This window comes from Clostridium sp. CTA-7 (assembly GCF_054768095.1).
Map to the genome: position 1 here is coordinate 132,418 of NZ_BAAAAV010000001.1, position 21,734 is coordinate 154,151.

General features: G+C 30.5%; 14 protein-coding genes. 13 read left to right on the forward strand and 1 reads right to left on the reverse strand.

Translation table 11 applies throughout. The features are described from left to right. Positions 1 to 85: 85 nt before the first annotated feature. The 6 genes from ACYUEX_RS00555 (at position 86) to ACYUEX_RS00580 (ending at position 6,184) form a co-directional block, all read left to right on the forward strand. Positions 86 to 994, forward strand: coding sequence for a Gfo/Idh/MocA family protein (locus ACYUEX_RS00555; protein WP_460286085.1), 909 nt, complete (start codon positions 86 to 88; stop codon positions 992 to 994). Positions 995 to 1,236: 242 nt separating this feature from the next. Next, on the forward strand, positions 1,237 to 1,440 hold the full coding sequence (locus ACYUEX_RS00560; RefSeq protein ID WP_460286086.1) for a hypothetical protein: 204 nt from the start codon (positions 1,237 to 1,239) through the stop codon (positions 1,438 to 1,440). A 195-nt stretch (positions 1,441 to 1,635) separates the two neighbouring features. Further along, positions 1,636 to 2,763 (forward strand): ABC transporter ATP-binding protein, encoded by a 1,128-nt coding sequence (locus ACYUEX_RS00565; RefSeq protein WP_411169770.1) that lies wholly within the window; start codon positions 1,636 to 1,638, stop codon positions 2,761 to 2,763. Then, positions 2,763 to 4,346, forward strand: coding sequence for an ABC transporter permease/substrate-binding protein (locus ACYUEX_RS00570; RefSeq protein WP_460286087.1), 1,584 nt, complete (start codon positions 2,763 to 2,765; stop codon positions 4,344 to 4,346). The genes ACYUEX_RS00565 and ACYUEX_RS00570 overlap by 1 nt, the downstream gene beginning before the upstream one ends. Positions 4,347 to 4,480: 134 nt before the next feature. Continuing rightward, complete coding sequence (locus ACYUEX_RS00575) at positions 4,481 to 5,062, forward strand: AAA family ATPase (protein ID WP_411169772.1); 582 nt, start codon at positions 4,481 to 4,483, stop codon at positions 5,060 to 5,062. Positions 5,063 to 5,542: 480 nt separating this feature from the next. Continuing rightward, entirely contained in the window at positions 5,543 to 6,184 is a 642-nt protein-coding gene (locus tag ACYUEX_RS00580) for a histidine phosphatase family protein (protein ID WP_411169773.1), read from the forward strand. Between the two features lie 152 nt (positions 6,185 to 6,336). Here the strand turns inward: ACYUEX_RS00580 and ACYUEX_RS00585 are convergent, their stop codons facing one another. Then, positions 6,337 to 7,341, reverse strand: a complete 1,005-nt coding sequence (locus ACYUEX_RS00585) for a helix-turn-helix domain-containing protein (RefSeq protein ID WP_460286088.1) — start codon at positions 7,339 to 7,341, stop codon at positions 6,337 to 6,339. A gap of 304 nt (positions 7,342 to 7,645) precedes the next feature. On the opposite strand from ACYUEX_RS00585, the gene ACYUEX_RS00590 reads away from it, so the two are divergent. From ACYUEX_RS00590 to ACYUEX_RS00620, 7 genes are all read left to right on the forward strand, one after another. After that, positions 7,646 to 8,596: an iron-hydroxamate ABC transporter substrate-binding protein gene (locus ACYUEX_RS00590; protein ID WP_460286089.1), complete on the forward strand. Its 951-nt coding sequence runs from the start codon at positions 7,646 to 7,648 to the stop codon at positions 8,594 to 8,596. Continuing rightward, the gene (locus ACYUEX_RS00595; RefSeq protein ID WP_460286090.1) at positions 8,583 to 9,575 is read left to right on the forward strand and encodes a FecCD family ABC transporter permease; all 993 of its coding nucleotides are present in this window, start codon (positions 8,583 to 8,585) and stop codon (positions 9,573 to 9,575) included. Before ACYUEX_RS00590 ends, ACYUEX_RS00595 begins: the two co-directional genes overlap by 14 nt. After that, positions 9,575 to 10,582, forward strand: a complete 1,008-nt coding sequence (locus ACYUEX_RS00600) for a FecCD family ABC transporter permease (protein WP_460286091.1) — start codon at positions 9,575 to 9,577, stop codon at positions 10,580 to 10,582. The genes ACYUEX_RS00595 and ACYUEX_RS00600 overlap by 1 nt, the downstream gene beginning before the upstream one ends. 2 nt (positions 10,583 to 10,584) lie before the next feature. Further along, positions 10,585 to 11,385, forward strand: coding sequence for an ABC transporter ATP-binding protein (locus ACYUEX_RS00605; RefSeq protein WP_460286092.1), 801 nt, complete (start codon positions 10,585 to 10,587; stop codon positions 11,383 to 11,385). After that, entirely contained in the window at positions 11,375 to 12,784 is a 1,410-nt protein-coding gene (locus ACYUEX_RS00610) for an MFS transporter (protein WP_460286093.1), read from the forward strand. The genes ACYUEX_RS00605 and ACYUEX_RS00610 overlap by 11 nt, the downstream gene beginning before the upstream one ends. Positions 12,785 to 13,290: 506 nt before the next feature. After that, the gene (locus ACYUEX_RS00615; protein WP_460286094.1) at positions 13,291 to 19,767 is read left to right on the forward strand and encodes an endo-alpha-N-acetylgalactosaminidase family protein; all 6,477 of its coding nucleotides are present in this window, start codon (positions 13,291 to 13,293) and stop codon (positions 19,765 to 19,767) included. Between the two features lie 197 nt (positions 19,768 to 19,964). Continuing rightward, the gene (locus ACYUEX_RS00620) at positions 19,965 to 21,560 is read left to right on the forward strand and encodes a peptide chain release factor 3 (RefSeq protein WP_411169782.1); all 1,596 of its coding nucleotides are present in this window, start codon (positions 19,965 to 19,967) and stop codon (positions 21,558 to 21,560) included. Positions 21,561 to 21,734: the final 174 nt, after the last annotated feature.

The window sequence follows — 21,734 nt, forward strand, 5'->3', positions numbered from 1 at the left end:
ATCAAAGAAGTTTAAGAATTGAATAGGGTTTGGAATATTATTATATTTTATATATAATAATATTATATATAAAAGGAGGGATACTATGAAAATTGCTATAATTGGGTTAGGCTCAATAGCTAAAAAGGCTTATTTACCTATTTTAGCTGTTAAAGAAGGAGTAGAGCTTTTAATCTGTACTAGAAATAAAGACGTATTAGAAGAAGTATCAAATAAATATAAAATAGATAGAGCATATAATAACATAGATGATTTGCTTAAGGAAGAAATAGATGGAGCAATAGTTTCCACACATGCAGATGGTCATTTTGAAATATCTAAAAAGTTAATAGAAAAAGGTGTTAATGTATATATAGACAAGCCACTTAGTTTTAACTTTGAAGAGAGCAAAGAAATTGAAAAATTAGCTATAGAAAATAATGTGATTGCTATGGTTGGATTTAATAGAAGATTTTGTCCAAAGGTTAGAGAGCTTAAAGGTAGAGGAAAAGCAGATATAATTATAATGCAAAAAAATAGAGAATACCCACCTGGTGATATTAGAAGATTTATTGTGGAAGACTTTATTCATGTTGTGGATACATTAAGGTTTTTAATGGGGGAGGAAGCTACAGCGGTTGATATTAATTATTCAAAGGATGGAAATAATCTCAATAATGTAGTAGTTACTTTAAAGGGAAATAAGGTAACTACAATTGGAGTTATGAATAGAACTGCAGGGATTACCGAAGAAAATATAGAATACATGGTTAAGGGAGATAAATACATTGTTGAGGATTTAGTTGATACATTGGAAGTTAACAACAAAGGCAAAACAAAAAATAGTTTTGGTGGATGGGATTCAACATTATATAAAAGAGGTTTTGAAGATATAATAGATCATTTTATAAACTCTATAAAAGAAGATACAGCTCCAAATCCATCAATTAGTGATTCTATAATTACACATAAATTATGTGAAGATATAGTGAATTATATTGTAGAAAATGAGTAAAATTAAAGGATAGTAATTAAAAGTTAATAATAAATAATGAAATAAAGCTAGCTGAAGATAGTAATGAGCCTATATAGTTACACTAAAATAAGTGATTTTAAGCATATACAAACAATATTTGTATGAATATAATAATTTACTTGGCATATATGGTTTATTTATCCAAATTATAGATATAATAATACTATATAAACTAACAAATAGTTATAATATATTATTAAAAGCATAATTGGGGGAAATTTATGGGTAATAAGGAAAGAAAAAATTCAGGAGTAAGCTTAGGAATCGTATTTGGTAGTGGATTAGGTATAGCATTAGGGATCATATTTAATGAGCTTCTTTGGGGAATAATCATTGGAACTGGTGTTGGACTAACACTTGGATCTATATATGATTCTAAAAATAATAATAATGACGATGCAGAAAAAGATATAACTAATAACTAATAAATAATAAAGGACAAGTGTAGACTTGTCCTTTATTATTTAGGTCAATTACAACACTGGCTTAAAGGAAAATCTAAATTTTTAATGATTTAATGTTAAAAAAAATACAGTAAATGTAAAATTTCAGGGTTGTAATTTGACAAACTGACAACTTAGTGATAGTATTGAGTTGTTACTGAGAAAGGGAGGTAATTTATGATAGAGTTTAGAAATGTTAAAAAAAGCTATAAAAATAACATTATATTAGAAGATTTTAATTTAAATATAGAAGACGGAAATTTAGTTGTATTAATAGGTTCAAGTGGTTGTGGTAAAACAACCTTATTAAAAATGATAAACAGATTAATAGAATCTACATCTGGAGAAATATTAGTTAATGGGAAAAATATAAAAGATATGGATCCTATAAAATTAAGAAGAAGTATTGGTTATGTAATTCAGCAAACAGGTTTATTTCCACATATGACAGTAAAAGAAAATATAGAAATAATACCTAAGCTTATGGGGAAGAGCCAAGAGGAAATTGATGAAAAGACAGTTGAGCTATTAAATATGGTTGGACTAGAGCCAGAAAAATATAGCGAACGATATCCAGTAGAACTAAGCGGAGGTCAGCAACAAAGAGTTGGAGTTGCAAGAGCTTTTGCAGCAGATGCTGAGATAATACTTATGGACGAGCCTTTTAGTGCTCTAGATCCAATAACAAGAACAGAGCTTCAAGAAGAACTTTTCAATATTCAAAAAGAATATAGAAAGACTATAGTTTTCGTAACTCATGATATGGATGAAGCTATAAATTTAGCAGATAAAATATGTATATTAAAGGGCGGTAAAATACTTCAATATGATACTCCAGAAAATATATTAAAAAATCCAGCAGGAGAATATGTTGAAGAATTTGTTGGTAAAAATAAAATTTGGACTAAGCCTGAAATGATAAAAGCAGAAGATGTTATGATATCAAAACCAGTAACAGTTAGTCCGAAGAGAAACTTGCTACAAGCAAGAGAAATAATGAGAGAAAAGAAAGTAGATAGTTTACTTGTAATAAATAAATTAGGAACCTTATTAGGATATATTACATTAGAAGATATTCAAAAAATATCAGAGAAAAATAAATTAGTTGAAGAAGTTATGAATAAAGAACCTAAGTGGGTTTCAGGAGATAAGAGTCTACCAGAATTACTAGAAGTATTTAATAATTTAAAGAAAGGATACTTGCCGGTTTGTGATGAAGTTGGTAGATTACTAGGATTAGTAACTAGAAGTAGTTTAATATCAGTTTTAAGTAGTCAATATATCGAGATGGGAGGAGATAATTAATGAATGCTTTTATGGAACAACTAATATCGAAAAAATCAGAAATCCTATCTCTTCTACTAGAGCATATACAACTTACAGTTATAGCTGTATTGATAGCAGTTGTAATTGGTGTACCACTAGGTATATTTATAACTAAGAATAAAAAGCTAGCTAAGGGTGTAATTGGATTTGCAAATTTAACTCAAGCTATACCAAGTTTAGCTATTTTAGGTTTCTTAATACCAGTTATAGGAATAGGATCAGCACCAGCTATAACTATGGTAGTATTGTATTCAATGTTACCTATAATTAAAAATACCTATACAGGAGTTACAAATATAAACCCAGATATGTTGGAAGCTGCAAAGGGATTAGGTATGACTAGTGGACAAACACTTGAGCTTATAAAAATACCTCTAGCAATGCCGGTTATGATGGCAGGTATAAGAATGGCAGCTGTTACAGCAGTTGGACTTATGACAATAGCAGCCTTTGTAGGGGCAGGTGGTCTTGGATACCTAGTATTCTCAGGTATTCAAACAGTTGATAATAACCTTATACTATTTGGAGCAATTCCAGCAGCTATATTAGCTTTAATAATAGATTGGATAACAGGAAAAATAGAAGAAGCAACAATGCCAAATGGTATAAAAAAATCAGATGGAACTATGAAGGTTAAAAGAAATGGTTCTAATAAAAATAAAAAGAGAAATATAATTATAGCATCTTTACTAGCTGTTGCTGTTATTGGAGGAGCATTAGCTTCAAGTTTATTATCAAAGAATGATAATAAGATAGTTATTGGTTCTAAAAATTATACAGAGCAGCTTATATTAGGAAATATGTTAGAAGAGTTAATTGAAAATAAAACAGATATAGATGTAGAAACTAAACTAAATTTAGGAGGAACTCAAGTTGCATTTAATGCGTTAAAATCTGGTTCAATAGATATGTATGTTGAATATACAGGTACTGGTTATGTAAATATACTAAACATAAAAGAGCCTAATTCAAATACAGATGAAGTTTATAACGTAATGAAAGATAGATTCAAGAAGGATTATGGAATTGAAGTATTAAATCCAATGGGATTTAATAATACTTATGCAATGGCAGTTACAAAAGAAACTGCAGATAAATATAACTTAAAGACAGTATCAGATTTAGCTAAGATATCAAGTGAATTAGTAGCAGGGCCTACAATAGAATTTGCTAATAGAGAAGATGGGTTATTAGGACTTAACAAGGCTTACAATATGGGCTTTAAAACCGTTAAACCTATAGATGGTGGTTTAAGATATACAGCATTAAATAGTAATGAAACTCAAGTTATTGATGCATTTACAACAGATGGATTAATAGAACAATTTAAATTAACTATTTTAGAGGATGATAAGAACTTCTTTCCTCCATATTATGCAGTTCCAATTATAAATGAAAAAACTTTAGAAAAGTTCCCAGAGCTTAGAGAAGTTTTAGGTGAATTAGATGGAAAATTAACAGATGAAAAAATGAGAAAGTTAAACTATGAAGTAGATGTAAATAAAAGGGATGCAAAAGCAGTTGCAAAAGAATTTTTACAAGCTGAAGGTTTAATAAATTAATATAATTTAGCAAAATTAAATCAAAATCAAGATTCCCTCCAATATACATTGAAATTAACTTAGATTATTGATATAATTAAAATCTGTTTTGAAAAATAATTTAATTTCATATAGAAGTTTTTGGAGGGTTTGCAATGCCAAAGAGAATTGCCATTTTAGGTGGGCCAAGATGTGGAAAAACTACATTAATACAACAACTTTATGTAGAAATGAAAATAAAAGATTTAAATGTAGGTGTAGCAACAGAATATAGCACAGATTACTTAAGAGATAAAGGCATGATAGAAAATATAGCTGAACAATATGGAATATATTTAGGACAACTTCACTTAGAAGAAAGCTTAAATGATTTTGATTATGCTATTACAGATTATGCTACATTTGTGCCATACATATATGCTAGATTCATGCTTGGTGATAAAAAAAGAACAACAAAAGAAATAGAAATATTAAAAGATCTTTATGTGTTAGCTTTAAGAGATTTACCAAAGTATGACCATATATTCTTTGTACCAAGAGAATTTGGTTATTCAAAAGATGGTGTAAGATGGCAAGATGAAGAAGTTGCACAAGCTGTGGACAAGGCTATACTAAGCTTTTTAGAAGCAGAAAATGTTAACTATACATTAATAACAGGACCAACAAAAGAAAGAGCAGAAAAAATACTACAAATTGTAGGAATTTCTCAGGAAATAAATCTAGATATGGCGAAATAAAAAATAATTGAAGAGGAGCTAACGTTTCGGTAGCTTCTTTTTTATGTTTAGAAAAGTGTAGAATTTAAAAAAGTAATTATATAATGCTTTTAGTACCTCAATGCTTAAGAGTAGATTTATTTTATACTTTTCTTCTTTAAGTTTTCAAGTTGATATATGTAAGTTTACGTTGACTTGGAGTGAAAGGGTGGAATAAGTAAACTTACATATATCAACTTTTTTATAATGAGATTTTATTTAATTATAAATTATATTAATATATAATAGTAAGACGAGCTTATTGGACAAAGTTTAGAAAATATAAACTATAGAAATGAAATATTAACAAATTATCAACACTAAAAGAAAACTTATCAACTGGAAACTGTGAATAATTAAATATTAATTGTTGATAATTTTCAGATTTTTTTAAATTAATATAAAAATGAATTATTTTACTATTTATATAAATCAATAATTATAAGAATTTACGGAGGGCATATGACTAAATTATATTTAACAAGACATGGAGAAACAGAATGGAATGAAAAAGGAATAATGCAAGGATGGGGAAATTCACCACTAACTGATCTTGGAAGAAAACAAGCAAAGTGGCTTGGCGATAGGATGAAAGATTTACATATAGATGTAATATATTCAAGTCCGATAGGAAGAGCTTATGATACAGCTAAAATAGTAAAAGGTGAAAGAGACATACTTCTTAAAACTCATGATGGATTAAAAGAAATTAAAATAGGTAGTTGGGAAGGCTTAAACCAAGAAGAAATGAAAAGTATGGGAGAAGAAAATTACTACAACTTTTGGAATGTTCCATCAAAATATGTACCAACAGGAGATGGAGAAAACTTCTATGAAGTAAAAGATAGGGCATTTAAAGCCATAAATGAGATTTTAGAAAAAGAAAAAGGTAAAACTGTTTTAGTAGTAACCCATACAATAACTTTAAAATCTTATTTATGTGAATTAGAAAAAAGAGATATAGATACTTTATGGGATCCGCCATTTATAAAGCAGACAAGCCTAACGGAAATAAACTTTACAGAGGATGGATACGATATGCCATTAGTGGCTTGCATGGAACATCATGAATATGCTAGAAAAGAATTTAATGAGTTTAAATAAAAGTTGTTAATATATAAAAGAATGTTATTAATTTACACTAAAAAGTTATATATAAAGCAATAATTTGTTTTTAAATTAAAAATATAAAGAAAAAATTGAATTATGTAAAGGGAATTAAAAGCTTGAATGTTATACTTTTAATTCCCTCTTTTTCATTCTTTGATTTTTCTAAAAGCTAGAGGTGTTTTTCCATGTACTTTTTTAAACATTTTTACAAAGTTTCCACAATAATTATAACCAATAATTTTAGAAATTTCTTCAATGCTTAAGTCGGTTGTTGATAATAAGTTCTCGGCAATTGTCATGCGAATTGAGTTAGTATATTGACTAATTGACATATGATATTTTGCTGAAAATCCTGCCTTTAATTTTTGTTCATTTAAAAATACCATTTTGCTTAAAGCTTTTATGGTGGGAGGATTACAAGCTTCCATTGTCAAAATTTCATAGGCATTTTGTATTGCATTAGCATCTGAGGCTGTTAATGTAACCTTTCTATTTTTTCCAATCATAATATCGCCATAATTTAATTGATTAGTAAAAGTGTTTTCGGGTGAAGAATGAATTTCTTTTGATATTAAGGCAATTGCTTCTAAAATCTTACTTTCTAAATATAGCGGGGTTAAAGCATCAGTTTGAGCTAAGTTTCTTAATTGCTGAATAATAGTAGCAATTTCAAGGGGAAGATAATGATAAGTATAATTAAAAATGAAACTATTAAAATCAACAATATTAGAAAAGTTTGGCTTAATAATTTCATCAAAATACTTCTTATAAATTGTTATTTCTGCTCCATGAAAGTGCTGTCTCTTTTTCCAAACCTGCGTCCCTTTTAAGTTCTTTTCTACAACAAAAAAGGAAGAGGGAGTAAATGAAGAAATAGGGTTATTTTCTATTTTAAATTTTGTAACTCCAGTATAAACAGTTCCAAAGCGCATTATTTCATCTTGATGGTCAAAAGAAAGTGAAAAATCTTCAGCAATAGTGTAGTCACCAATTCCAAAATCATAATATCCTTCACGACTGTATTTAATAAAATAACCAAGATCAGGTCTTTCTTTATTTTTATATATAGTGTAATTTTCCATAGGTAATGGCGAAAAAGTCATTTTACTTAAAACTTCATTTTGAAATTCATGTACTGATTTTGATATCATTTTTCCTCCTGAATAGGCTTATAAGTTAATAATAAATATTCTCTCTTTTTATTTAGTATAGATAAAGTCATAATAAAAATATTGGTTTTGGTAATACTATTTTTAATAAAAAATAGCATTTGTAACTTAATTTTATAATTATTATATCAAAGAAATGGATTATTTATAAATAAAAAATTATCATAATAGATGATAAAATTATTAAATTGGTTGCAAGTATTGAATTGAGAATGAGTATCATATACAATCGCTACAGAGATTAAGTAGTAAATAAAATAGTTATGGAAATGTATGGAGGTAAATTATGAAGAAAAATTTATTAAAAACAATAGTAGCTTCTTGTGTTACTGCAATTATGCTTGTAGGATGTAGTGCAAATGGTGGTACAACAGAGAATAAGACATCAGAAAAGACTATAACAGTAACAGATGTAAGAGGAGAAGTAGAAATACCTGAAAATCCTCAAAGAATAGTAGACTTAAGTGGAAATAGTGATATTTTATCTATCTTAGGATACAAAGTAATTGGAACTGCAAATAGTGATGCTTATGATTATACTAAATTTCCTTCATATTTAGAAGAAACATTAAAAGGAGCAGAAATTTTAGGATATAGCATGCAAGATACTATGGATATAGAAGCAGTTATGAACTTAAAACCAGACTTAATAGTTATATCAACAGTTCAAGAAAAGATGTATGATCAATTAAGTGAAATTGCTCCAACAGTTATGATTAAATTAGAAGCATTAAATTGGAAAGAGGATGTTAAGGCATTCGCAAAATTATTTAATAAAGAAGACATAGCAAATAAATGGCTTGAAGATTATGAAGCAAAAGCAAAAGCAGCAGGAGATAATATTAAGAAAGAGTACGGTCAAGATACAACATATCTTTCATTCTTAGCAAGTGGTGGACAATTCTTTATATTTGATGGTGCAGGATTTGGTAGTGTATTATATGAAGACATGGGACTTAAGAAACCAGAAGGAATGCCACAGCAAAGTGATATTAGCCTTCCAGTTGTTACATATGAAGGTTTAGCATCAATTAAAGCAGATTATATATTCTTAATGGCAACTGATGAAGACTTAGCTCAACTTGAAAGCAATGCAATTTGGAATAGCTTACCTGCAGTTAAAGAAGGTAAAGTAGTTAAACTAGGAGCTTCACCATATTTTAACCAAGGTTATAGCTCAATAGGTAGAGAATTATTAGTAGACGAAATAGGTGAAATGTTAAATGGAACAAAGTAAGAAACATATAATAGTTTTTACAATTTGTAGTATGTTACTTCTAATAATAGGACTGGTTCTAGCCATAAGGCTAGGATCTGTTCATATTGGTTTTTCAGAAATTTGGGATAGTATCTTTAATTATAGTGAAACTCTTGAGCTTATGTTAGTTAGAGATGTTCGTATTCCAAGAGCACTTTCTGTATTATTCACAGGAGGAATTTTAGGAGTAACAGGTGCAATGATACAAGGTGTTACTAGAAATCCAATAGCAGAACCATCAATTTTAGGAGTTAGCCAAGGAGCAACTTTAGTGATAGCAATTTTTTATGCTTTAGGAATAACAATAAATACAAAAAATGTTATGATAGCTTCTTTTATAGGAGCATTTATAACAGGTCTTATAGTTTTAGCTTTTATATCTAAAAAAGCAAATAATAATTCAATTGCAAAGATACTTTTAGCAGGAACAGCTATGAGTACATTTTTTATTTCCTTAACAACTATAGTTGGACTTTTATCAAATCAATCTCAAATGATAGGATTTTGGGTATCTGGTGGATTTAGAAATACAAGCTGGTCAGATTTTAAATTAGTATTTTTTGTAGGAATCATAGGGCTTATTATAGCAATCTTTTTATCACCTAAAATCAATATTTTAAATCTTGGAGATGACGTTGCAATTGGACTTGGGCAAAATCCTGAAAAAATAAGATTTACAACATTAATGGTTATTATACCTATGTGTGCAGCAGCAGTAGCAGTTGGGAAAAATATAGCCTTTGTTGGACTTATTGTACCTCAAATAGTTAGAAAAATATTAGGTGAAGATTACAGAAAAAATATACCTTGTTCTTTTTTACTTGGGGCAACTCTTTTAACTTATGCAGATATAGCAGCAAGGATGTTATTTGATCCTTATGAAACTCCAATTGGCGTATTTACAGCACTTATTGGAATACCATTTTTCATAGCAGCAGCTAGAAAGGAGAGGGGATAATGAAGAAAAAAAGATTTAAAATAGTTTTAATAATTTTATTGAGTTTATTACTTATCTCCTTTTTTGTTACATTATGCTGGGGTACATATAAAGTAACTCCTTATGAAGTTATAAATACTTTACTTGGAAATGGAACAAAGCTTCAAAATACAGCAGTTTTAAATATAAGACTTCCAAGAATGCTTGTTGGAGTATTTGTAGCAATTGCTTTATCAACAGCAGGAGCTATACTTCAAACTATAACAAAAAATGATTTAGCAGATACAGGAATAATAGGGATAAATGCAGGGGCAGCTGTTGCAGCAGTTCTATTTATTACATATAAAACTGAAAATTACTATAGTGAGCTTGGCTCATTATCTATTTTTGTTCTTCCTTTTATGGCTATAGTTGGAGCGGCAATTTCTTCATTTATAATATATATGCTATCTAGCAGAAAAGGAATAAGGCCAAAAAGATTACTTTTAATAGGTATAGGCATGAATGCAGCACTTAATGCTTTTATTACCTTCTTTACCTTTAGAGGAGGAGTTTCTGATTATAATAGAGTTTTAGTTTGGACATCTGGAAGCCTTTGGGGATCTGGATGGAGTTATGCTAAAGTAATAATTCCAATAGTGACTTTAATGTTTATATTAGTTTTACTAAACCATAAAAAACTAGATGTTTTAAATCTTTCAGATGAGCTTTCAATATCTCTTGGATTAAACCTAGAAAAAGAAAGAAAAAAGTTTTTAAGTTATGCAGTTATATTAGCAGGAACTGCAACAGCCTTTGCAGGAAACATTGGATTTTTAGGACTTATATCTCCTCATATTGCAAGGAGATTGGTTGGTCCTTATCATAAGCACTTTGTTTCAATTTCAGCAATAATAAGTATTATAATAATTCTTCTTGCAGACGCAGTTTCAAGAAATCTATTTTCTCCAATTGAAATTCCGGTTGGGATTACTGTATCAATATTTGGAGTACCATATTTTATTTATTTAATGATGAAGGAGAAATAATTATGGAAGCTATTAGTGTAAAGAATTTATCAGTTGCATATGAAAGCAATACTATAATTGAAAATATGAACTTATCAATCCCAAAGGGAAAAATCAGTATAATAATTGGAGCAAATGGATGTGGAAAGTCAACCCTTATTAAGAGTATATCAAGAATTAATAAACCAAAGTCTGGCGATATCTTTATAAACAATAAAAATATAAAGAAGATAAAAGAAAAAGATATAGCAAAAGAAGTAGCATTTCTTCCTCAAGGACCAGTATGTCCTACTGGACTTACAGTAAGAGAACTTGTAGCTTATGGAAGATTTCCACATCAAAAAATGATAGGTGGATTAAATAGCCATGATAAAAAAATCATTGACTGGGCAATAGAAGAAACAGGCCTTAAAGAATTTTCAGAAAGAGAAGTTGAAAACCTATCTGGAGGGCAAAGACAAAGAGCATGGATTGCTATGACTTTGGCTCAAGAAACAGATATTATCATGTTAGATGAGCCAACAACTTATTTAGATATGTCATATCAACTTGAGGTTTTAGAAGTATTACAAAAATTAAATAAAGAGAAGCAAATTACAGTAGTAATAGTTCTTCATGAGCTTAACAATGCTTGTAGATTTGCAGATAATATTATTGGTCTTAAAAAAGGAAAGATTATTTGTGAAGGAAGACCAATAGATGTAATAACAAAAGAATCACTAAAAGAAATATATGGGGTAGATGCCAACCTTCAAATGAGTGAAAATGGTGAATATCCAATATGTATGGAATATGAACTTCTAAGGGGGGAGCATGAAAAATAAAAACTTTACAATAATAGTTATAGGGCAAATTATATCTTTGTTTGGTAATGCCATTCAAAGATTTAGTATGTCCTTATATTTACTAGAATTTACAGGTAGTACAGCTGCCTTTGCAAATATACTAGCAATATCAACAATACCATATATCTTATTTGCACCAATTGCTGGGATGTTATCAGATCGTGTAAATAAGAAAAAGATAATGGTTTACTTAGATTTCTTCTGCTCAATCTTAATTGGGGGATATGCAATAATATTGCTTAATGGTAGGGATCATGAAGTAATAGTTGCTATAGTAATGTTTATGTTATCAATATGCTATACATTATATGGACCAGCAGTTACAGCATCAATTCCTCAAATAGTTGAAGAAGATAAACTTACAAGTGCCAATGGTATAATAAATCAAGTGGGATCAATAGTAAACTTTGCAGGACCAATACTTGCAGGTATTCTTTATGGAATAGTTGGAATAAAATTAATAGTTATAATAAATGCCATAAGCTTTTTTGCTTCTGCAATAATGGAATTATTCTTAGACATTCCAGATGTAGTAGCAAATGAAGAAAAACTAGAATCAAATGTTGTAGTTACTTTTGAGAAAAATACAGTAACTACAGAAGTTGCAGCAACAGTATTAGATTCACAAGCTTCAGAATTAGAAGAAAGAGCAGCAGCATCTACAGAAATTAAGGAAAATACAAAGAAGAAAGACAAGATACTATCAATGGAATTTATAAAAAATTCCTTTATAGATATGGGAAGAACTTTCAAGTATTTATCAAAAGAGAAAAAAGTTGTTCTTGGAATAATAGCTTCATATGCATTATGTAATATTTTCTTAGTTCCTATATTATCAATAGTTGCACCATACTTTATAAATATATTCTTAGGATTACCTTCACAGGTATATGGAATAGTAGAGGGGATATGCGTTTTAGGAATGATATTAGGTGGACTTTGGATAAGCTTAAAGCCAACTATGTTTTCAATGAAGAAGGTCCATTATACATACTTTCCAATGATTGTTGGAGTTTTGCTAATGTCTACTTTAGGAAGTATAAAAGCAAATAACTATACAATAGCATTATTATTTGCTATAGGTGGACTTGCAATAATGATGTCTCTTTCATTATCAAATGTCTTAACATTAACATTTATACAAAAAGAAGTGCCAATAGAAATGCTAGGCCGTGTAACAGCCTTTTCAACGGCAGTAGCAACCATAAGTGTAGCACCAGGACAATTACTATATGGACAAGTCATAGATTTTGGAATACCGATAGGAATAATTTTATTTATAACAGCAGTAGCCAATATTGCTCTTGTAATTTTTGTTAAGTGGAATGTAAGAGAATTAAATTATAACAAAGTAAACATTAGAGAAACAGATAATTAAGAAACATTTATATTTGGCTCTGATTGTACATAATCATAATTGATTTGTGTTCAATCAGAGCCACTTTTAATGTGAAATAAAAAAATAATAAATTAAAGGTAAGAAATCACCTTATTGAATCTAATTTCAGAAATGTTATGTTTTTTATGACACAGGATAATTAATTCTAGAAAAAAGAAAATACAGCAAGATAATATAATTTTTCACTAACATAATAATATTTTATTACTAATAAATAATGTAAAATTATCTCATACTATGTATGTCGTATGTCCAAATTTACTACATAGTGACATTATTTGGAAAAATTTCTAAAAGGACAAAGGCGAATGAAAGGGATACATTTTGCGAAGTCTTTCTATTATAAAAGTAAATAATTCACATTTTATAATGATAGGATGAGGATTTTGCAAATGAAGGAGAAAAATGAAAGGAGGAAAGCTAAAAGAACTGGGTAGAATTTATTGTAATAACAAATCTAAACTAAAGGAAAGGAGTTTATGTATATGGTTAATATTATAAAAGGGAGAATGAAAAGGTTTTGGTCCGCATTGATAGCGTTTACTGTATTTTTTTCAACATGTCTATTGCCATCTTTACATGTTTTAGCAGCACCAAAAATTGTAGGACATATAAAAGCTGGAAGTGGTAATGGTAATGGTCATTTCGGCAGTGCGACTCCAGAGGCTTTTGTATTATCAGATAAAAAAGACATTACAAATGAGTTAATTAGCTTTCAGATGAAAGTAGGAAGTGAAAAGAAAGATACAAGATTTCGTTTTGTAACAAAATATGTAGACGATAACAAATGGGGATATGTTGCATATGATGGAGCATCAGGTTGGCTTATAGAGTATAAGAATGGTAGCTCAGAATATAAAGGAGTTACAGGACTACCAGATTTAAATCAAAATGATATCGTAAACATTAGTGCAGAGTATGAGGAAAATGGACTTAAACTAAAAGTAGATAATAAGACAAGTGGTAAGAGTGGAGAAGCACTAATTGATACAGCTAATTTTGTTAGTTTAAAAGATCAAGCAGGACAAATTGGACTTGGTGCAGCTGCATATCAAACAGCTTACACTGATATCTATTTTTCCGATGTAACAGTTGGAAGCAATAAGTACACAGATTACAATGCTTGGACATTATATAAAGATAACCTTGCAGGTCAAGTATGGGAACCATCAGTAGTAGTTTCAGACGGGGAAGAGCCATCTGAGAAAGGTGAAAAGTGGTTTAAATTGACAGGTGGTGCTAACAATGGTGGTGGACATGCTTATGGCAATGCAGCTGCAAAAGCACCAGTTTTATTACTTGATAATGATAAGAAGATGGAAGATGCCGGTGAGCTTTCACTAAAAGTAAAACCAAGTAGTAACTGGGGAGTTTTTTATACTTATGTAGACGATAACAACTGGTTATATGTAGGATATGATTCAGCTAGTAAGTGGTATTATCAATATAAGTTAAATGGTAGTGAGTCTTATCCAAAGATTTCAGGTCTTCCAGAGCCTGTAGAGGGTCAAGAATTACAAATGTCTGTATCCTTAAGTCGTGAGACATTATCAGTAACTGTTAATGGAACTACAGTTAGAGTTACTAATCAAGCTTTAATTTCATTTGCTGAGAAGGCTTCCGGAAAAGGAAGATTTGGTGTAAAGACAAATGGAGCAACATCAATTTCATTTGCAGATGTGAAATACAATGGAACAAGCACTATGGAAGATAATTGGGTATTCTGTGCAGAGCGTACAGGACAAAAAGTAGAAGAAGTATATTCAAAGCTTGTACCAATATCAGGAACTGTTTTAACTAAAGATGGGAAGGCAATTCCAGAAGCAGTTATACGTATAGGAACAAAGTCGGTTAAGAGTGATGTAAATGGAAAGTATCAGTTTGATGGATTGGAAGTTGGAGAACATAATATGGCTGTTACAAAGCCAGGTTATGATGCATATTCTAAGGTTATAAAAGTTGAAGATAAAGACAATGTAGTAGATATTATATTAGAAGAAAAAGCAGGATTAGATTTAACAGAGTATGATACTATTGCATCAGATGAAATGAAAGTATATATTGGGAAAACATTCCCTGTTGTTGCTAGATATCAAATACTTAAAGATGGCGTAGAAGTAAAAGACCAATATATGCGTGGTAACGAAACTAAACTTAATACTGTAGCAATCAATGGTATAAAAATTGAACCAACTGTTACAGTTGAAAAGACAGAAGCAGATTTTAGAATATATTCAATGCATGTTGAAAATGTTGAAAATAACATAAATTTGGATATGAAAATAAAAGTAAGCGTAAAAGAAAATGATTTAACATGGGAAGTAACAGAGCTTACAAAGGCGGAAGGCTCTGCAAAGATTGCTACTATTGATGTTCCACAGTTAAATCTTTTAACAGTAGATGCTGTAGAAGAAGGTGCTAATTTTGCAGGTGCACAAACTTCTACAACTACAACAGCAAGTGGAGACGTATTTATTGATTTTGAAAATGGATTTGTTCCATCAAAAACAGAATCTTATTTATATGGATTCCTTACAAATGAAAAGTTAAGTGCAGGTCTTTTCAGTAATTCAGAAGCTGAAGGAGATAAACGTGTTGTAAGAAACAATGGTGCAGATACAATGAGTCTTACAAGTGCACCATGGTATTATGAATTAGGAGATAAGCAGGGACAAGCTGCAGCTAACAAATATGAATCTTATCCAGTAAGTGATTTACCATGTACAAAGGTATCTATTGCAGCAGATGAAAATGGAGATGGAGATATTGACTGGAATGATGGAGCCCTTGCGTTCCGTGATATTATGAATATGCCTTATGAATCAGAAGTAATTAAGGATATGGTTAACTATCGTATTGTTATGAACTTTGCAAGTATGGCATCTAATCCTTATTTAACAACAGCTGATAATATTAAGAAAGTATATCTTGCAACAGATGGGCTTCCACAATCAGTTATGTTAAAGGGATATGGAAATGAAGGTCATGATTCTGCAAACTCTGAATATGCAGATATTGCAGAGCGTGAAGGTGGAGTAGAAGATTTCCAAAAATTAATTGACATTGCACATGATTATAATACAGAAATTGGTGTTCACGTTAATGCACAGGAAGTATATCCAGAAGCAGCTTCATTTAATGAAGATATGTTACAAAAACCATTTACAAATGGATGGGGATGGCTAGATCAGTCACATGTAATTGATAAGCTTTGGGATTTATCAAGTCAAGCAAGATGGAAACGTCTTGTACAATTATATGATCGTATTAATGGAACAAATTTCTATACTAGAGAATGGCCATTAGCTGTAGAAGATTCAAAAGGTGAAGTAACTGCAAGCAAAGAAGAAATTAAGGCTGATGCTGAAAGCCGCGAAAATAATATGGATTTCATATATCTTGATGTATGGTATCAAAATGCATGGGAAACAAGAAATATTGCAAAAGAAATCAATTCTCTTGGTTGGAGATTCTCAACAGAGTTTAGTGGGCAAGGAGAATATGATTCTACATGGCAACACTGGTCAACAGATGCAGCTTATGGTGGTGCAAGTGCAAAAGGATTTAATAGCGATATTATCCGTTTTATAAGAAATGACCATAGAGATTCTCAAGTATTGAATTATCCTGCATATGGAGGAACAGCAGATAATCCATTACTTGGAGGTTACAGACTGTATGGATTTGAAGGATGGGGTGGAGATAGAGACTTTAATGACTATATTTTACAAACATTTAATCAAAACCTACCTACTAAATTTTTACAACATTATAATGTAACTGATTGGAAAAATTATAAAGAAGGACAATCACCTGTAGGAAATCATGAAAAAGAAATTACATTAAAAAATGATGCAGGAGATAAAGTTGTTGTAACAAGAAATGAAGAACAAAGAAATGATGATAATATTGAGCGTACAATTACTTTAAATGGTAAAGTAGTATTAAATGATGTTACGTATTTATTACCATGGACAGATGAGGATGGAACAGAAAAATTATACCATTGGAATTTAGATGGTGGAAAAACAACATGGGAACTTCCAGCAGGATGGGAAGGGCTTGGAAATGTTGTAATGTATGAACTATCTGACCAAGGACGTATAAATGAAATAAGTGTTCCTGTAACTAACGGTTCTATAACTTTAGAAGCTAAAGCAGCAACAGCATATGTATTAGCAAAAGGTTCTGAAATCAAAGAACTAAAAAATGACTTTGGTCAATTGGATTATGTAGTAGATCCAGGATTTAATGGTTATGCTGCAGGAGAAAAATTATCTTCAGATGAATGGTCAGGAGATATAAAAGATGAATCAGTTGTAATAGAAAAGGCAAATACAGGGGATCAAAGACTAGCATTTAATAATCCTTCTGAAGATGTATCTGTAACTACAACTATTTCAGGATTGAAGAAAAATACAAATTATGTAGCAGAAGTATATGTAGAGAATAATAGTGATGAAAAGGCAACTATAGAAGTAAATACAGGAAGTAAGACAGTTTCTAACTATACTGAGCGTTCTATTTTAAATAACTATGTAAAATCTGATCAAAAGAATGGAAGTAAAATGCAACGTATGCAAATTTCATTCACAGCAGAAAAGGATACAGCAGAATTAACTTTAGCTAGAGCAGCTGGAGAAGGCTCTACTTATATGGATGATATCCGTATTGTAGAAAAGACATTGAATAACTTCCAAGAAGATGGAACATTTAAGCAGGATTTTGAAACAGTAGTACAAGGATTATATCCATTTGTATTAAGTTCTGCACAAGGAATTTCAGACCCTGCAACTCATTTATCACAATTAAATGCGCCATATACACAAGCAGGATGGAATGGAAGAGTAATTGATGATGTAATTTCAGGAAACTGGTCATTAAAACATCACGATGCAAATACTGGAATAATTTATCAAACACTTCCGCAAAATTTCCGTTTTGAAGCAGGCAAAGTGTATAACGTCGAATTTGATTATCAATCAGGACCAGACAAAGCATATGCTATGGTCATTGGAGATGGAACAAATTATACAGCACCTGCAGCTGATCAGTATCTTGTACAGGCTTGCGGAGAGACAAAACATGTTAAAATGCAGGTAATTGGCAGTGGAAGTGGACAAACTTGGATTGGCCTTTATGAAAATGGAAGTAAAGCAGGCAGTGGATCTATGGGACAAAGAGATTTTACCCTTGATAATCTTTTAATTGAAGAAGATAAGGATGCTATCGCAGTTACACTTTCAAGTTTAAATCTTTACAAAGGCGAGACTGCTACAATATATGGAAGTGGTTTAGATAAAATCCAATGGAATTCAAGTGATGAAAAAGTAGCAGTTGTAGATAAAGATGCTAATGTTGTAAAAGCATTATCAGCAGGAAATGCAACTATTATAGCAACACTTCCAGATGGAAAAGAAGTTGTATTTGAAGTGGAAATTGTAGATGATGTTGTAATAGATATTCCAAGAACTGAATTAAGCGGTATAAGTTCTAGTGCAAATACAGAAGAACCTACAGGTGAAGGAGCAGGAAGTGGAGTGGCTTCTGCAACTACTGATGGAGATTCTTCTACATTCTGGCACTCAAATTGGAGTGGTACAGGCTTTGTTGTAAGTAAGGAAAATCCAGCAATTTTAACTGTAGATTTAGGAACGGGAATGGAAATTGGAGGATTTAAATTCCAACAAAGACCAAGTGCAAATAATGGTATTGTACAACAATACAAATATGAAATTCTAGATTCAGAAGGAAATGTTTTAGAAACTTCAGATTCTATTACTGTTCCAGATTCAAATACACAAGGAGGAGCATGGATAACTTCTAAGTTTAATAAAACACTTACTGCAAAAACAATTAAAATTTATGTAGAAAGTGGTAAAGGTAATTTTGCAGCAATAGCAGAAGTTGCACCAATTATCCTACAAAAGGTAGCAGATACAGCAACTTTAGAAGATGTGACACTAAATATAGGTGAGAAAGTGACATTAACTCCTAAGCATCCAGAAAATACTGTTCTAAAAGGTATTGTATGGAGCTCTTCTGATGAGAATGTAGTAAAAGTAAATCAAAATGGTGTTTTAACAGGAGTAAGCTCAGGCACTGCTAAGATTAAAATAACAAATGCAGCAGGTCTAATAGCAGAGAGTACAGTAACTGTTGAAAAACAAAAATTAGATTATACTGAATTAGAAAAGACTATAAAAAATTCAGAAAAAGTTGATTTAACTAAGTATAAAGATGGAGTTGAAAAAGAGGCCTTTGTAAAAGCACTAGAAGATGCAAAAGCTTTAATTGACAATTCAGTTTCACAAGATGAAATAGATAATGCAGTGAAAATTCTTACAGAAGCACAAGCAGCATTAAAATTGCTAGACGTAGAAGAAGATGTTGACAGAAGCGAATTAGGAAATGTAATTGCAGAATATGAAAAGATTGACTTAGATAAATATCAAGATGGAGCAGAGAAAAATGCCTTTATAAATGCATTAAAAGAAGCAAAAGGTGTATATAAAAATGCATCAACACAATCAGAAGTAGATAAAGCTCTATCAAAATTAAAGATAGCGAAAGGCAATCTAATAGATGTAGAAACAGAAACACCTGAAGCTTCTAAAGTGGATAAGTCTAAGTTAGAAGAATTCTACAAAGAATGCCTAAATTATTATATTGAAGAAAATCATTCAAAAGAAAATTGGGAAAAATATCAGGAAGCATTAAAAACAGCAGAAAAAGTTATAAAGGATGATAACGTAACACAAAAAGATGTTGATAAAGCATTGAATGCTCTTGTTAATATTACAAAGTTAATGAATAAAGAGCTTGGAAATCCTTCAACTGTTCCAGAATTACCAAAGACAGGAGATGAAACTAGTGTTAATGTATTGATTCTAGGATTAGTAATTAGTACACTTGGAATTTTCGCATTAACTTTTAAGAAGAAAGATGAAAATTTAATCTAATTTGATACAAGCATAGAAGAAGGGCATGTATGGTATTCTTAATAGAAAGCCAGACTATGCTCTTCTGCTATTTAATGAAAAGCTCTTTTTGGAATGTTGTAATAAAATTTTCATTTTAAATTATATAACTTTAGGGTATAATGAATAACTAGAGAAATAGAGATAAAACTTAACTTAATTTTAAGGAGGAAGCTACTTTGGCAGATTATATAAATGAAATAGAAAAAAGAAGAACCTTTGCTATCATATCTCACCCAGATGCAGGTAAAACAACATTAACAGAAAAGTTCTTGTTATACGGAGGAGCTATAAGGCTTGCAGGTTCAGTTAAAGCAAGAAAGGCTTCTACTCATGCAGTATCAGACTGGATGGAAATAGAAAAGCAAAGAGGGATTTCAGTTACTTCCTCAGTAATGCAATTTAACTATAAAGGACATTGTATTAACATATTAGATACACCAGGTCACCAAGATTTCTCAGAAGATACATATAGAACTCTTATGGCAGCAGATAGTGCTGTTATGGTAGTAGATGGAGCAAAAGGTATAGAGGATCAAACAAGAAAGCTATTCCATGTTGCATCTCTTAGAGAAATGCCTATATTTACATTCGTTAATAAGATGGATAGAGAATCTAAAGATCCATTTGAATTATTAGAAGAAATAGAAAATGAGCTTGGAATAAAAACATACCCAATGAACTGGCCAATAGGCTCAGGTAAAGAGTTTAAAGGTGTATATGAAAGAGATAACAATAGAATTATAGCCTTTTCAGCAGGAAATCACGGTCAAAGTGAAGTAGATGCAGTAGAAGGTTCAGTAGACGATCCTAAGTTTAGAGAAATATTAGGAGATGCGCTTCATGATAAGTTAATGGAAGATATAGAACTTTTAGATATAGCTGGAGATGAGCTTGATTTAGAAAAAGTTAAATCAGGAGAATTAACACCAGTATTCTTTGGATCAGCTTTAACAAACTTTGGTGTTGAGCCATTCTTAGAACATTTCTTAGAAATGACTACATCACCACTACCAAGAAATTCAAGCATAGGAGAAATAAATCCATTTGATGATAACTTTTCAGCCTTTGTATTTAAAATACAAGCAAATATGAATAAAGCTCATAGAGATAGAATTGCATTTATGAGAATATGCTCAGGTAAGTTTGAAAAAGGGGAAGATGTTTATCATATGCAAGGTGGCAAGAAGATAAAGCTTGCACAACCACAACAATTTATGGCTCAGGATAGAGAAATCGTAGAAGAAGCATATGCAGGAGACATAATTGGGGTATTTGACCCAGGTATATTCGCAATAGGAGATACTTTATGTGCACCATCAAAGAAGTTTAAGTTTGAAGGAATTCCAACCTTTGCGCCAGAGCACTTTGCAAGAGTAAGACCAGTAGATACAATGAAGAGAAAACAATTCGTAAAGGGAGTTACTCAAATAGCTCAAGAAGGAGCAATTCAAGTATTTAGAGAACTATTTATAGGAATGGAAGAAATAATAGTTGGAGTTGTTGGTGTACTTCAATTTGAAGTTCTAGAATATAGATTGAAGAATGAATACAACGTTGATATAAAGATGGATAGACTTTCATTTAGATATGTAAGATGGATAGAAAACAAAGATATTGATATGGATAAATTAAATCTAACTTCAGATACTAAAAAGGTTAAAGACTTCAAAGATAGAAATATCCTTATATTCCAAAATGATTGGGGAATTAGTTGGGCATTAGATCATAATAAGGGATTAGTATTATCTGGCGTTGGGAAGAGTGACGAATAAAATTCAGGTAGAGAGATGGATAATTAAAGAAATTATCCATCTCTTTATAATTTAATAAAGTACAGACGTTTATTTCATATTAAAAAATATAGTTAAAATTATAAGAGGAATATTTAATTAGATTTAAAGTATTATTTTAATAATAAGGTAAAAGACGTAAAAATATACAATAAA